Source organism: Mycobacterium europaeum (assembly GCF_034555895.2).
Taxonomy (GTDB): Bacteria; Actinomycetota; Actinomycetes; order Mycobacteriales; family Mycobacteriaceae; genus Mycobacterium; species Mycobacterium europaeum.
The window spans coordinates 3,588,203-3,600,606 of sequence record NZ_CP157315.1 but is presented as its reverse complement, the minus strand read 5'-3'; the positions used below and the strand labels follow the sequence as shown (position 1 = coordinate 3,600,606).

The 12,404-nt window shown below is 72.0% G+C and carries 11 protein-coding genes; 3 read left to right on the top strand and 8 right to left on the bottom strand.

Annotated features, from left to right (window positions below; translation table 11 throughout):
- Positions 1 to 5: 5 nt before the first annotated feature.
- The 4 genes from ctpC to U8D42_RS16415 all read right to left on the bottom strand — a co-directional run bounded on the left by ctpC (position 6) and on the right by U8D42_RS16415 (position 4,750).
- The gene (gene ctpC / locus U8D42_RS16430; RefSeq protein WP_322859642.1) at positions 6 to 2,177 is read right to left on the bottom strand and encodes a manganese-exporting P-type ATPase CtpC; all 2,172 of its coding nucleotides are present in this window, start codon (positions 2,175 to 2,177) and stop codon (positions 6 to 8) included.
- An 11-nt stretch (positions 2,178 to 2,188) separates the two neighbouring features.
- On the bottom strand, positions 2,189 to 2,470 hold the full coding sequence (locus tag U8D42_RS16425; RefSeq protein ID WP_085241675.1) for a DUF1490 family protein: 282 nt from the start codon (positions 2,468 to 2,470) through the stop codon (positions 2,189 to 2,191).
- A 97-nt stretch (positions 2,471 to 2,567) separates the two neighbouring features.
- Positions 2,568 to 3,290, bottom strand: a complete 723-nt coding sequence (locus tag U8D42_RS16420) for a TIGR03089 family protein (protein WP_322859643.1) — start codon at positions 3,288 to 3,290, stop codon at positions 2,568 to 2,570.
- On the bottom strand, positions 3,278 to 4,750 hold the full coding sequence (locus U8D42_RS16415; protein WP_322859644.1) for an LCP family protein: 1,473 nt from the start codon (positions 4,748 to 4,750) through the stop codon (positions 3,278 to 3,280). The genes U8D42_RS16420 and U8D42_RS16415 overlap by 13 nt, the downstream gene beginning before the upstream one ends.
- A gap of 99 nt (positions 4,751 to 4,849) precedes the next feature.
- Here U8D42_RS16415 and rfbD point away from each other — a divergent pair, with 99 nt between their 5' ends.
- From rfbD to U8D42_RS16400, 3 genes are read left to right on the top strand one after another with little or no spacing between them, the layout of a single operon-like run.
- The gene (gene rfbD, locus U8D42_RS16410) at positions 4,850 to 5,767 is read left to right on the top strand and encodes a dTDP-4-dehydrorhamnose reductase (protein WP_322859645.1); all 918 of its coding nucleotides are present in this window, start codon (positions 4,850 to 4,852) and stop codon (positions 5,765 to 5,767) included.
- A complete protein-coding gene (locus U8D42_RS16405) occupies positions 5,760 to 6,659 on the top strand; it encodes a glycosyltransferase family 2 protein (protein WP_322859646.1) in 900 nt (299 codons plus the stop codon). Before rfbD ends, U8D42_RS16405 begins: the two co-directional genes overlap by 8 nt.
- Position 6,660: 1 nt before the next feature.
- Positions 6,661 to 7,740, top strand: a complete 1,080-nt coding sequence (locus tag U8D42_RS16400) for an NDP-sugar synthase (RefSeq protein WP_322859647.1) — start codon at positions 6,661 to 6,663, stop codon at positions 7,738 to 7,740.
- A gap of 84 nt (positions 7,741 to 7,824) precedes the next feature.
- On the opposite strand, the gene U8D42_RS16395 is transcribed toward U8D42_RS16400, so the two are convergent.
- Genes U8D42_RS16395 through cofD form a run of 4 tightly spaced genes read right to left on the bottom strand, consistent with a single transcriptional unit; the run spans position 7,825 to position 12,290 of the window.
- Positions 7,825 to 8,358, bottom strand: a complete 534-nt coding sequence (locus tag U8D42_RS16395) for an NUDIX hydrolase (RefSeq protein WP_322859648.1) — start codon at positions 8,356 to 8,358, stop codon at positions 7,825 to 7,827.
- Positions 8,355 to 9,941, bottom strand: coding sequence for a class I SAM-dependent methyltransferase (locus U8D42_RS16390; protein WP_322859649.1), 1,587 nt, complete (start codon positions 9,939 to 9,941; stop codon positions 8,355 to 8,357). The genes U8D42_RS16395 and U8D42_RS16390 overlap by 4 nt, the downstream gene beginning before the upstream one ends.
- Positions 9,942 to 9,951: 10 nt before the next feature.
- Positions 9,952 to 11,292: a coenzyme F420-0:L-glutamate ligase gene (locus tag U8D42_RS16385; protein ID WP_322859650.1), complete on the bottom strand. Its 1,341-nt coding sequence runs from the start codon at positions 11,290 to 11,292 to the stop codon at positions 9,952 to 9,954.
- Positions 11,289 to 12,290, bottom strand: a complete 1,002-nt coding sequence (cofD, locus tag U8D42_RS16380; RefSeq protein ID WP_322859651.1) for a 2-phospho-L-lactate transferase — start codon at positions 12,288 to 12,290, stop codon at positions 11,289 to 11,291. Before cofD ends, U8D42_RS16385 begins: the two co-directional genes overlap by 4 nt.
- Positions 12,291 to 12,404: the final 114 nt, after the last annotated feature.

Genomic DNA, 12,404 nt, shown 5'->3' with positions numbered 1-12,404 from the left:
GGCGGTTAAAGGCGATACCTGATCAGCCGTGAGCTGTTGGCCACCACCGCGACCGACGACGCGTTGTGCAGGATCGCGGCCAGCACGGGGGACAGGGCCCCGCCGGCGCCGATGATCAGACCCGCCGCGTTGACCGCGATGGACATGCCGTAGTTCTCCCGGATGACGTCGACGGCGCGGGCGCCGAGATCGCGCACGTCGAGCAGGCGGTGCAGGTCGTCGTTGGCCAGCGCCACGTCGGCGGTCTCGACGGCGACGTCGGTTCCGGCCAGGCCCATGGCGATCCCGATGTCGGCCGCCGCGAGCGCCGGTGCGTCGTTGATGCCGTCACCGACCATGCCGACCACGTAGCCGTCGTCCTGTAGCCCGCGCACCACCTCGAGCTTGTCCTCCGGCATCACCTCGGCGCGCCACTCGTCGATGCCCAACTCCTCGGCCACTACCCGGGCGATGTCGGGGTGATCGCCGGTGAGCATGACGATGCGTCGAACGCCGTTGTCCCGCAGCTTCTTCAGCACCTCGACCGCCTCGGACCGCACCTCGTCGCGCAGGCTGATCAACCCGACCAGCTTGCCGTCGACCGCAAGCAACAGCGGCGTCTCGGCCTGGCGGCGCAGCCGGTCCACCCACTCCGACGCCTTCTTGGACACGCTGACCTGTTCGGCGCGCAGCAGCCCGGGACTGCCGAGCAGCAGGGTGCGGCCGTCGGCCCAGGTCCGCATGCCCAGGCCCACCAGCACCTCGCACTCCTCGTGCGGCGGGATGGTGATCTGGCGTTCCTCGGTCGAGCGGATCACCGCCTCGGCGAGCGGGTGCCGCGAGTGGATCTCCGAGCTGGCCGCGTACGCCAGCACCTGCTCGGGTTCCCAATCCTTGTGCAGGGCAACGATGTTGGTGACCACCGGGCGGCCGACGGTCAGTGTCCCGGTCTTGTCGAACACGATCGCGTCCACCCGGCCGGCCCGCTCGAGGTGCGAGCCGCCCTTGATCAGGATGCCGCGGCGCGCGCCGTTGCCGATCGCGGCGCTGATCGCCGTCGGGGTGGACAGGCCCACCGCGCAGGGGCAGGCGATCAACAGCATGGTCATCGCGCGGCGTACGTCGCCGGTCACCGCCAGGGTGAGAGCGGACACGATGAACGAGGTGGGAACGAAACGGCGGGAGAAGGTTTCGCCGACCGTCTGGATGGGCGCGCGGTCGTGTTGGGCCTCCTCGACCCGGGTGATGATGCGCCCGATCGCGGTCTGGTTGCCGACGGCCTGGGCGCGCACCACCAGGCGTCCGCGCACCACGACCGACCCGGCGTGCACGTGCGCGCCGACCATGACCGACACCGGCAGGTTCTCACCGGTGATCGCGGACTGGTTGACGATCGCCTCGCCGTCGACCACCTCGCCGTCCACCGGTATCGCGACGTGGTCGTGGATGACCACCTCGTCGCCGATCTGCACGCCGTCGATGGGGACCTGCACCTCGGCTCCGTCGGCCAGCCGGATCCAGGCCGTGTCCTGGTTGCCGCGCAGCAGTTCCGAGATGGCCCGCCGGGTCCGGCGCAGGGTGAGGTCTTGCAGGTACTCGCCGATGTTGAGCAGCCACAGCACGGTGAGCGCCACCACGTTCTCGCGCAGCACCAGGCTGGCCACCGTCGCCGCCGAAACCAGGGCGTCGGTGCCGGCCCGGCCGGCGCGCAGCGAGCGCAGCGCGCCGCTCAGGAACGGGTAGCCGGTGAAGACCGTGACCCCGGTGGCCAGTGCCCGCCCGTTGGGGCCGAGCAGGGGCGGCCGGGCGAAGACGTAGCGGCGCACGCCGAGCAGCGCGAGCGCCGCGCCGCCGACGACCATCCGCAACACGTCGGTGTTGCGGATCTCCGACGAATGCGGCGCGCGTGCGGGGATCAGCTCGGCGGCGACGTGGGCGGCGGAGCCGATCGCCGCCAGCACCGCGGCGCGGTCGCAGCGCCGCGGCGAATACCAGACGACGACCGATCCGGTGCGCGGGTAGGCGTGCACCACCCGCACGCCGTCCTGCTGGGCGACGGCCTCCTCGACGGCGACCGCGCGCCGGGAGCTGCCCCGGACCCATTCGACGGACACCCGCATCCGTCCGGCGGCATCGGAAACGATCTGCAGCGCAGGGTCTTTCGAGGAGACCGGCTCCAGGGCGGGGGCGAGCGCCATCTGCGCGGCGATCAGTGGTCGTGCTGGTGGACGTCGGTCACCGCGGGCGTGGGGGCTTCCTCGCCGATGCGTTCCCGGGCCTCGGCCATCACGTCGGCGATCTTCAACCGGGCCGACTCGGCGGCCTCCTCGGCCTTGCGGGTCCCGCGCAGCCCGAGTTCGGCGGCCGACACCGCGGTCTCGTGCAGCGGGGCCTTGGCCACGGCCTTGCGCACCACCTCGTAGGCCGTCACGCCGACAAGGCCGGTCAGCACCGTCGATGCCGCCTTCGCCAAGAGCGCGTATCCCGCCATTGCCCGGACCTCCTCGTCGTCGCAGCGTCAGCTCATGCTCGCTCGACGTTAACATCGAAATATTGCGATATCAATATGAATCGGGCCCGGTCTGGGGCTACAGCACCCGGGTGACCTTTTCGGTCTCGATCCGGCGCGGCAGCGCCGACGGGTCGGGGTGGGCCACCTGCACCAGCGACGCGCCGACGGCCAGGACCGCCAGCAGGCCGTCCACCAACTCCGCGGGCCCGGACCAGGCGGCGGTGGAAAGGACCCGGTCGGCGGCCGTCAAATCCCTTGCCGCCGCTGAGGTCTGGCAATCGGCCAGCACCTCGTCGACGGATCGGCCGGCCAGCGCGGGACCGGGATGGCGTTCGGCGAGGATCTGGTCGCCGTGCACCCGCACGGCCGTGGCGTAGTCGGTGACCCCGATCGGCAGGTCGGGGACCGGGCGGCCGAACGGGTCCAGCGAGAGCACCGCCACCTCACCCCCCGACGCCGCCACGGCGGAGTCCGCCTCGTCGAGCCGTTCGGCGGTGCACAGCGCGATCTCCGCCTCGCCGGCGAACACCGCCTCGGCGCCGATCCACCACACCCCGAACAACGCGGCCGCGGTCTGCCAGTGCGCCGGCAGCAGGATCGCGACCCTGCCGCCCGGCCCGGCGCCCAGCTCGTCGCGCAGCAGGTTGCCGGTCTTGGCCGCCCAGTTGGCCAGCGTCGCCGCGGACAACTCGATCCGCTCGCCGGTCGCGTCGTCGTAGTAGGTGATCCGCGGGCCGACCGGGTCGGCCCGCAGCATCGGGTCGAGGATCGCGCCGGACAGCGTGCTCAGTTGATGCACTCGGGCTTGTCGGAACCGGCGGTCAGGATCGGCGAGGGCGCGGGCACGTTCGGGTCGGGCGCCACCGCACCGACGTTGGACACCTTGGCGGGCATCACCGACCCGGTGCCGGACAGGCCCGAGCCGGGGCCGGTGTAGTCGTTGGCCAGCACCACCCGGACCGAGCCCGCCGCGACGGACGGATCGGCGACCACCGGCAGCCCGCCCAGCTCCTTGGCCACCTCCTGGGCGCCCAGGTCGTCGCTCTTGGCGGCCCGCACCTGGCTGCCCTTGACGTGGCCGCCGTCGTTGTTGCCGACGGTCCCCGCGCCGAACCCCTTGGCGCTCAGCACCTCCGAGACGGCCGATGCCAGGCCGTTGATGTCGGTGTCGTTGACCACGCTGGCGGTCGTCTTCGCCGGGGTGTAGGCGATCTCCTCGGTCTTGCCCTGCTCCTGGTCGTGCAGCAGCCCGTTGACCCAGTCCTGGACCTGGCGCGGGTCCACGCGCACCACGCTCTGCATGCCGTCGTCGCTCCAGCCGGCCCCGTCCAGCACCGGAATGGTGGCGAACGCGACGTTGCCGCCGGCCAACTTCTGCATCTGCTGGACGAAATCCATGACGTCCCAACCCGAGGAGATCACCACCGAGCGCTGCACGGCCGCCTCCAGCCGTTTGACCGTGGTGGGGCTGGACAGCGTCTTGCCGGAGATGACGCGGTGGGCCAGCGAGGCCATCACCACCTGCTGGCGCACCACCCGGTCGAGGTCGCCGCGCGGCAACTCGTGGCGCTGGCGGACGAAGCTGAGCGCCTCCGGCCCGTCGAGCCGCTGGGGGCCGGCCGGGAAGTCGGCGCCCGAAAGGGGCTCGAACACCGGCTCTTTGAGGCAGACGTCCACGCCGCCGAGCGCGTCGGTGATCAGGGAGAAGCCGAGTAGGCCGATCTCGGCGTAGTGGTCGACGGTGACGCCGGTGAGGTCGGCGACGGTCTTGATCAGGGCCTCGCGCCCGGCCTCGGTGCCCTGCGCCGCCGCGTCCTCGGCCGAGTCGCCGGCCTTGACCAGGTTGGCGCGCTTGGCCTCGCGGGTCTGGCCGTAGACCCCGTTGATCTTCGTCTTGCCCAGCCCGGGGGCCGTGACATAGGAGTCGCGGGGGATCGAGATGGCGGTCGCCGACTTCCCGTTGTTGGGGATGCGGATCAGGATGATCGTGTCGGTGTTGGTGGCTTCCTCGTCGCCGGCCCGCAAGGTCGCCAGCTCCTCCTGCGACAGCGGGTTGCCGTGGGCGTCGGTGCGGCTGTCGAGGCCGACCAGCAGGATGTCGATGGCGCCGTCGTCGCCGCCCTTGCCGAGCGAGGGTGCGGACATGTGAAAGATGCCGTCCTCGAAGGACCGCACGTTGCTCCACGCCAGCCCGGTGCCGAGGACGACCGCGAGCGTGAGCACGGTCGCAATCACACGAATCACACGATGCACAGGCATCCCACTAGATTACTTGCGACCCACGCGCTTCGCGGGTAGCGAAGCCCCGCGTGCCCCGGGCGTTCGCCCGTGCTCTCCCGGGCATGCCAGACTCAGACCATGTCGAGCAGGATCGTGATCGCCGGTGCCGGAGGGCAGCTGGGTGGCTTTTTGAGCTCGCTGGCGACCGGTGAGGGCCGCGACGTCCTGGCGCTGACGTCGTCGCAGTGGGACATCACCGACCCCGCCGCGGCCGAGCGGATCGTCCGGCGCGGCGACGTGGTGATCAACTGCGCGGCCTACACCAACGTCGACGCCGCCGAGAGCGACGAGGCCGGCGCCTACGCGGTCAACGCCACCGGACCCGAGAACATCGCCAAGGCCTGCGCCCGCGCCGGCGCCCGGTTCATCCACGTCTCCACCGACTACGTCTTCAACGGGGACTTCGGCGGCGCCGACCCGCGCCCCTACGAGCCCAGCGACCCGACCGCCCCCGCGGGCGTGTACGGCCGGAGCAAGCTCGCCGGCGAGCAGGCCGTGCTGGAGGCGCTGCCGGAGGCTGTCGTCGTCCGCACCGCCTGGGTCTACACCGGCGGTGACGGCAAGGACTTCGTCGCCGTCATGCGCCGGCTGGCCGCGGGCGACGACCCGGTGCGGGTGGTGCACGACCAGGTCGGGTCGCCGACCTACGTGGGCGACCTGGCGGCCGCCCTGCTGCAGGTCGCCGACGACCGCGTGCCCGGCCCCATCCTGCACGCCGCCAACGAGGGCGCGGTGTCCCGCTTCGAGCAGACCCGGGCGATCTTCTCCGAATGCGGCGCCGACCCGGAGCGGGTGCAGCCGGTCAGCACCGCGGAGTTCCCCCGCCCCGCGCCGCGGCCCAGCTACTCCGCGCTGTCGGGACGGGAGTCCGCCGCGGCGGGACTGCGGCCGCTAAGGCCGTGGCGCGCCGCACTTGTCGCGGCGCTGGCCGCGCCGAACACCAACGCGGCAACCACGCTCGCCGCCGATCGACCGTTACCCTCTACGCGTGACTGACGTCCTGCCGGTCGTGACGGTGACCTACTCGCCGGGCCCGCACCTCGAGCGTTTCCTGGCGTCGTTGTCGCTGGCCACCGAGCGGCCCGTGTGCGTGGTGATGGCCGACAACGGCTCCACCGACGGGACCCCGCAGGCCGCGATCGAGCGTTACCCCAACGTGCGGCTGTTCCACACCGGGGCCAACCTCGGCTACGGGACCGCGGTCAACCGCGCGGTCGCGCAGCTCGCCGAGACGCCGGACGTGGACGACGACTGGGTGATCGTGGCCAACCCGGACGTGCAGTGGGGCCCCGGCAGCATCGACGCCCTGCTGGAGGCCGCCACCCGGTGGCCGCGCGCCGGGGCGCTGGGCCCGCTCATCCGCGATCCCGACGGCTCGGTGTACCCGTCGGCGCGCCACCTGCCGAGCCTGGTCCGCGGCAGCATGCACGCGGTGGTCGGCCCGATCTGGAAGCGCAACCCGTGGACGGCGGCCTACCGCCAGGAGCGGCTGGAGCCCACCGAACGCGCGGTCGGCTGGCTGTCCGGGTCCTGCCTGCTGGTCCGCCGGTCCGCGTTCGCCCAGGTCGGCGGATTCGACGAGCGCTACTTCATGTACATGGAAGACGTCGACCTCGGGGACCGGCTCGGCCGGGCCGGCTGGCTGAGCGTCTACGTGCCGTCGGCCGAGGTGCTGCACCACAAGGGGCACTCCACCGGGGACGACCCGGCGAGCCACCTGGCGGCGCATCACGAGAGCACCTATATGTTCCTGGCGGACCGGCATTCGGGTTGGTGGCGGGCGCCGCTGCGCTGGGTGCTGCGGGCCGCGCTGGCGCTGCGTTCCCGCCTGATGGTGCGCGGGGCGCTGCGCAGTCGGAGACGGAAACTGGCGGAAGGGCGGCGCTGAGATGGCTAACCCGCAAGTCGATGCCGTGATCCTGGTCGGCGGCAAGGGGACCCGGCTGCGGCCGCTGACGCTGTCTGCGCCCAAGCCCATGCTGCCCACCGCGGGGCTGCCCTTCCTGACGCACTTGCTGTCGAGGGTCGCCGCGGCGGGCATCGAGCACGTCATCCTGAGCACCTCGTATCAGGCCGCAGTGTTCGAGGCGGAGTTCGGCGACGGGTCCAAGCTGGGCCTGCAGATCGAATACGTCACCGAGGACCGGCCGCTGGGGACCGGCGGGGGCATCGCCAACGTCGCCGACCACCTGCGCCACGACACCGTGATGGTGTTCAACGGCGACGTCCTCTCGGGTGCCGACCTGGGCCAGATGCTCGACTTTCATCGCAGCAACCGGGCCGACGTCACGCTGCACCTGGTCCGGGTGGGCGACCCGCGGGCCTTCGGCTGCGTGACCACCGACGAAAACGGCCGCGTCACGGCCTTTTTGGAGAAGACGCAGGACCCGCCCACCGATCAGATCAACGCCGGCACCTACGTGTTCGCGCGCGACATCATCGACCGCATCCCGCGCGGGCGCGAGGTGTCGGTCGAGCGCGAGGTGTTCCCCGCGTTGCTCTCCGACCCGGACGTCAAGGTGTGCGGCTACGTCGACGCCACCTACTGGCGGGACATGGGCACACCGGAAGACTTCGTGCGCGGTTCGGCGGACCTGGTGCGCGGCATCGCGCCGTCGCCGGCCCTGCACGGTCACCGCGGCGAGCAGCTGGTGCACGACGGCGCGGCGGTGTCGCCGGGCGCGGTGCTGGTGGGCGGAACCGTCGTCGGGCGGGGCGCCGAGATCGGACCCGGCGTTCGGCTGGACGGCGCCGTGATCTTCGACGGCGTCAAGGTCGAGGCGGGCAGCGTGATCGAGCGCTCCATCATCGGCTTCGGTGCCCGCATCGGCCCGCGGGCGCTGATCCGCGACGGCGTGATCGGCGACGGCGCCGACATCGGCGCGCGCTGCGAGCTGCTGCGCGGCGCCCGGGTCTGGCCCGGCGTCTCGATCCCCGATGGCGGCATCCGGTATTCCAGCGACGTCTAGGCGCACTCGGCGTGTTGTGGCGCCCGAGCGTGAAACTAATCTCACGCTCGACGTCCGGCGTGAAATTAGTTTCACGCTCGGCGGCTAAACGCGGGCCCGCGAGACCAAATACGCCAGCGCGTGGTCGGCGTCGTCGGGCAGCGCGTCGGCCGGCCACCACCGCAAGTCCTCCGACTCGTCGCTGATCGCGATCCGCGCGCCGGCGGGCGCGTGCGCGACGAACTGCAGATCCAGGTGGCGGGTGGGCACGCCCAACGAGCAGGTGACCGGGTGGACGTGGATGGCCGCCAGCCGTGGCTCGATGCGCAGGCCCTCGACGCCGGACTCCTCGGTGGCCTCGCGCAGCGCCGCGGCGAGGAGGTCGCCGTCGTCGTCGTCGCAATGGCCGCCGAGTTGCACCCAGCGGCCCAGGCGGGGGTGCAGGGTGAGCAGCACCCGGTCGCCGGTGTGGTCGAGCACCAGCGTCGAGGCGGTGACATGGCCCGGCACGCATTCGCGGCGACAGGCGTCGGGACGGGCGAGCACGAACGCCAGGACCGCGTGCCGCAACGCGTCCTGCGCCGGATCCGGGGCCTGCCAGTCGGACAGCAACGCGATCGCCGACTCCCGCACGCTCATCGGCAACCCCGTCGCTTGCGGCGGTCCCGCAGCGAGACCCACGCCGCGCGGCACCGCGCCACCGCCTCCGGCGCGAGCCCCAGCCCGTCGATCAGGACGTGGCGGTCGACGAGGTCGAGCGCCTTGTCGATCTCGTTGGCCTTCAACAGCAGGTCGACGTCACCGGCGAGCTCGGGGCCGGCGAGCGCCGGTGGGGGAATGGGCAGCTGCTCGGCTTCGCGGGGCTCCAGCTCCAAGATGCCCCCGCCGTAACTGCGGCCGAGGATCTCGGCGAAGGCGAACGTCGCGCTGTTGTGGAACACCGCGGCCAGCGCGGCGGGGTCGGTCTGGGGGTCCACCCCGGCGGCGAGCCGGACCCGGTGCACCGTGTCGGTGCTCGTCGCCGCGGCGGCGTTGACGGTCAGCCGCGGCGTCAGGTGGATCTGGCGCAACAGGAACAGGTCGGGAACCCACAGCGAGGGCGTGCTCCACCACGGCTTGCGGATCGAGCACTTGTAGCCGCGGTCCACCCCGGCGGCCGCACCGGCGTCGATGTGCGCGGCCAGGGCGGGGTCGGCCGGGTCGCGCGGCGCGTTGAGCAGCCAGCCGCGGTGCCCGGCGGCGATATCGCCTGCCCGGCAATCGGTGTCGTAGACCAGGCCGGACAACTGCGCGCTGCGCGAGACCAGCGGGACGCAGTGGGGCAGCAGCCCCAGAGCGCGGGCCTGCGCATCGGTGAACGTGAAGAAGCTGTTGCGCCCCGTCACGATGCCCACATCCACCTCGGCGACCGACCCCAGGCGGGTGATCGCCGCCGACGCCTTGAGCGTGCGCAGCAGCCGGATCGCGGCCGGGTCCAGGAAGTAGGTGGTCCACTTCTCGTTCTCGTGCAGCAGCGCCGGCGCCGCTTCGACGCCGAGGTCCGCCCCCGCGAGGCCGTCGGTGTCGGCCAGCTGGACCGTGCGGACCCGGGCGGGGCCGGGGCCGGCGACCCCGCAGAACAACACGACCTCCTGCAGGATGCCGTCGAACACCAACCGCTCAAACGTCACCAGCGTGATGTCACTGAAGCGGCTCAGCAGGAACTCGCGCAGCTGCGCGGCATAGGTGACCTGTAGCAATTCGGCGGGCAGCACCAGCCCCACCCGGCCGCCGTCGCGCACCAGCATCGAGCCGGCCACCACGAAGGGAACCCAGGCGTTGGTCAGCCGGGTGGGTCGCAGGCCCGCGCGCCGCATCAGCTCCAGCGCGGGGGCGCGCTGCTCGGCCGCCCAGTTGCCGAACCGGATGTAGGGCGGATTGCCCGCGACCCCGTCCCAGCCGCCGGGCTCGGCGGTGGCGAGCCAGGTGAACAGGTTGGCGGTGTCGACGGGAGCGAATTCGCGTGCCCTGGCCGCCTCTTCGGCGACGAGCTCGACGCCGCGGGCCCCACCGCCGAGGGCGGCCAGCTCGCGCAGGATCGCCCCGTCGCCGCAGGAGGGCTCCAGGACGCGGGGCCCGGCTTCGCGCACCCACCGGGCGAGGAACCGGGCCACCGGCGCCGGCGTGTAGTAGCCGCCGCGGGCCTTCTCGGCGGACGCCGCCGCCTTGCCCGCGAACTTCATCAGCCCAGTATCACTTGCGGATCAACAAGTCCCCGGCGTCCGCCGGGTCGCGTGCCCCGGCGGGGTCCTCCGGATAACCGATCGCCACGGCGCCCAGCGGCTCCCAGTCGGCAGGCAACTCCAGCTCCGCGCGCACCAGGTCGGCGGCGAAGATCGTCGAGCCGATCCAGCAGCTGCCCACCCCGCGCACGGCCAGCGCGACCAGCAGGGCCTGCACGGCCGCCCCGACCGCCACGGTGAACATGGTGTGCTCGGCGTCGGTGCGGGCGGCGTCGGGATACGAGTGCGCGCCTTCGGGCACCAGCATCGGGATGACGACCTCGGGTGCGTCGTAGAGGATCTGGCCGCGCGCCACCCGGCGTTGCACCGAGTCGGCCGGCCTGCCGTCGCCGGCGAGGTCGGCGCGCCACTTGTCTTTCATCCGGTCCAGCAGCCGGGTGCGGACGCCAGGTGTTTGCAGCCAGACGAACCGGACCGGTCGCGTGTGGTGCGGGGCCGGCGCGGTGAGGGCCTCGGCGACGGCGGCTTCGATCAGCTCCGGCGCCACCGGCTCGGCGGTGAACCGGCGCACCGATCGGCGCAGCAACTGCGCCTGGCGGCGCCCCATGTCGAGGGCCTCGGCGGTGCCGAGCCAGAACAGGTCTTCCTCGCCGGGCCGCAGCAGTTGCCGCGCCGTCGAGCCGTCGTCGGACACGGCAAGGCCGCGCACCACCGCGACCGGCATCGCGGTCAATTTGCCCTTCACCAGATCGGCCGCCGCCGCGACCTCGTCGGCGACCGCGATCTCGGTGACCACCAGTTCGTTGCCGTGGCGGTCGACGGTCCCCGAATAGCCGTGCAGCACAGCCATACCGGCCGACCCGACCGCCGCGTCGATCTGGCCGTTGCGCCAGGCGCGGCCCATCGTGTCGGTGATGACCACCGCGACGTCGACACCGAGCCGGTCGGCCAGGCCGGCGCGCAGGGCCGCGGCGCTGCCGTCGGGGTCGACCGGCAGCAGCGCGAGTTCGTCGCGGCCCACGTTGGATCCGTCCACGCCCGCGGCGGCCTGGATCAGACCGATCCGGTTCTCGGTGATCAGGGTCCGGCCCTTGCGCGCCAGCACCCGCACCGCCTCCTCCTCGACGAGCTTGCGCCGGAGCTGGTCCCGCTCCTCGGCGTCCCGCGGCGCCGGCACCAGCCGGCCCTCGCACTTGGACACCACCTTGCTGGTCACCACCACGACGTCGCCGTCGCGCAGCCAGGGTGCGGCCGCGGCCAGCACCGCGCTCAGGTCGTCGCCGGGGCGGAACTCGGGAAGCCCGACGACGGGCAGGATCTCGACCGCCGCGCCGGTGCCGTGCTCAGTCACGGGCTCACACCCGCGAGGTCGAGCCCGGCGCGGACCATCTCGGCCGTCGCCTTGGGGTCGGTCATCAGCAGCGGCACGGCGCGCACCGCCACGCCGTCGATGTCTGCGTGGTCGCCCTCGTGCACCAGCCAGCAGTCCAGGATCCCGGTGCCGCCGCGCGACCCGTAATGCCGGCCGACCGCCTCCGCGGTGGAGTCCACCCCGATCACCGACAGGCACGCATCGGCCATGCCTCGCAAGGGTTTTCCGCCGATGATCGGGGAGTAGCCGACGACCGGAGCGGCCGCCGAGCGCAACGCCGCGCGGATGCCGGGCACGGCCAGGATGGCGCCGACGCTCACCACCGGGTTGGACGGCGCCAGCAGGATGACGTCGGCGTCGGCGATGGCCGCGACAGCTTCACTTGTGGCGGTGGCCTTTTCGGCGCCGATGAAGGCGAAGCTGTGCGTGGGCACGCCGGCCCGATAGCGGACCCACCACTCCTGGAAGTGGATCGCGCGCCGGGTGCCGTCGTCCGGATCGGTGATCACCACGTGCGTCTCGCAGCGGTCGTCACTGGCCGGCAGCAACCGGGCACCGGGTTGCCAGCGATCACACAGCGCGGTGGTGATCTGCGACAGCGGGTAGCCGGCGTTGAGCATCTGGGTGCGCACCAGGTGGGTGGCGATATCCCGGTCGCCGAGGCCGAACCAGTCCGGCTGCACGCCGTAGCGCGCCAATTCCTCTTTGGCGTGCCAGGTTTCGTCGCGGTGACCCCACCCGCGCTCGGGGTCTACGCCTCCACCTAAGGTGTACATGCAGGTGTCCAAGTCCGGGCAGACCCGCAGTCCATGAATCCAGGCGTCGTCGCCGATGTTGACGATTGCATTAAGTTCGTGGTTGTCGGCTCCCGCGTCTGGGTGCTGTTGCGTTGCGAACTGACCCAGCCCGAGCAACTGTTGAATCCCCAGCAGGAAGCGGGCGCCGCCAACCCCACCGACCAGAACGGTGACCTTCACGTGCACGACAGTACTGCCCGACGACCGTGTGATGGCCGCCCCGTTACGCGGCCCTTAAGCGTAGTCGCGGACAGTGTGATCGACACGCCGAATGCGCAAAACAACGGAAACGCC

Excerpts from the sequence above, each read along its gene's own strand:
- rfbD (WP_322859645.1), top strand. The coding sequence starts at position 4,850 with ATGTCGAGCAGGATCGTGATCGCCGGTGCCGGAGGGCAGCTGGGTGGC.
- U8D42_RS16415 (WP_322859644.1), bottom strand. The coding sequence starts at position 4,750 with ATGCCTGTGCATCGTGTGATTCGTGTGATTGCGACCGTGCTCACGCTC.
- U8D42_RS16395 (WP_322859648.1), bottom strand. The coding sequence starts at position 8,358 with ATGAGCGTGCGGGAGTCGGCGATCGCGTTGCTGTCCGACTGGCAGGCC.
- ctpC (WP_322859642.1), bottom strand. The coding sequence starts at position 2,177 with ATGGCGCTCGCCCCCGCCCTGGAGCCGGTCTCCTCGAAAGACCCTGCG.
- U8D42_RS16425 (WP_085241675.1), bottom strand. The coding sequence starts at position 2,470 with ATGGCGGGATACGCGCTCTTGGCGAAGGCGGCATCGACGGTGCTGACC.
- U8D42_RS16400 (WP_322859647.1), top strand. The coding sequence starts at position 6,661 with ATGGCTAACCCGCAAGTCGATGCCGTGATCCTGGTCGGCGGCAAGGGG.
- U8D42_RS16390 (WP_322859649.1), bottom strand. The coding sequence starts at position 9,941 with ATGAAGTTCGCGGGCAAGGCGGCGGCGTCCGCCGAGAAGGCCCGCGGC.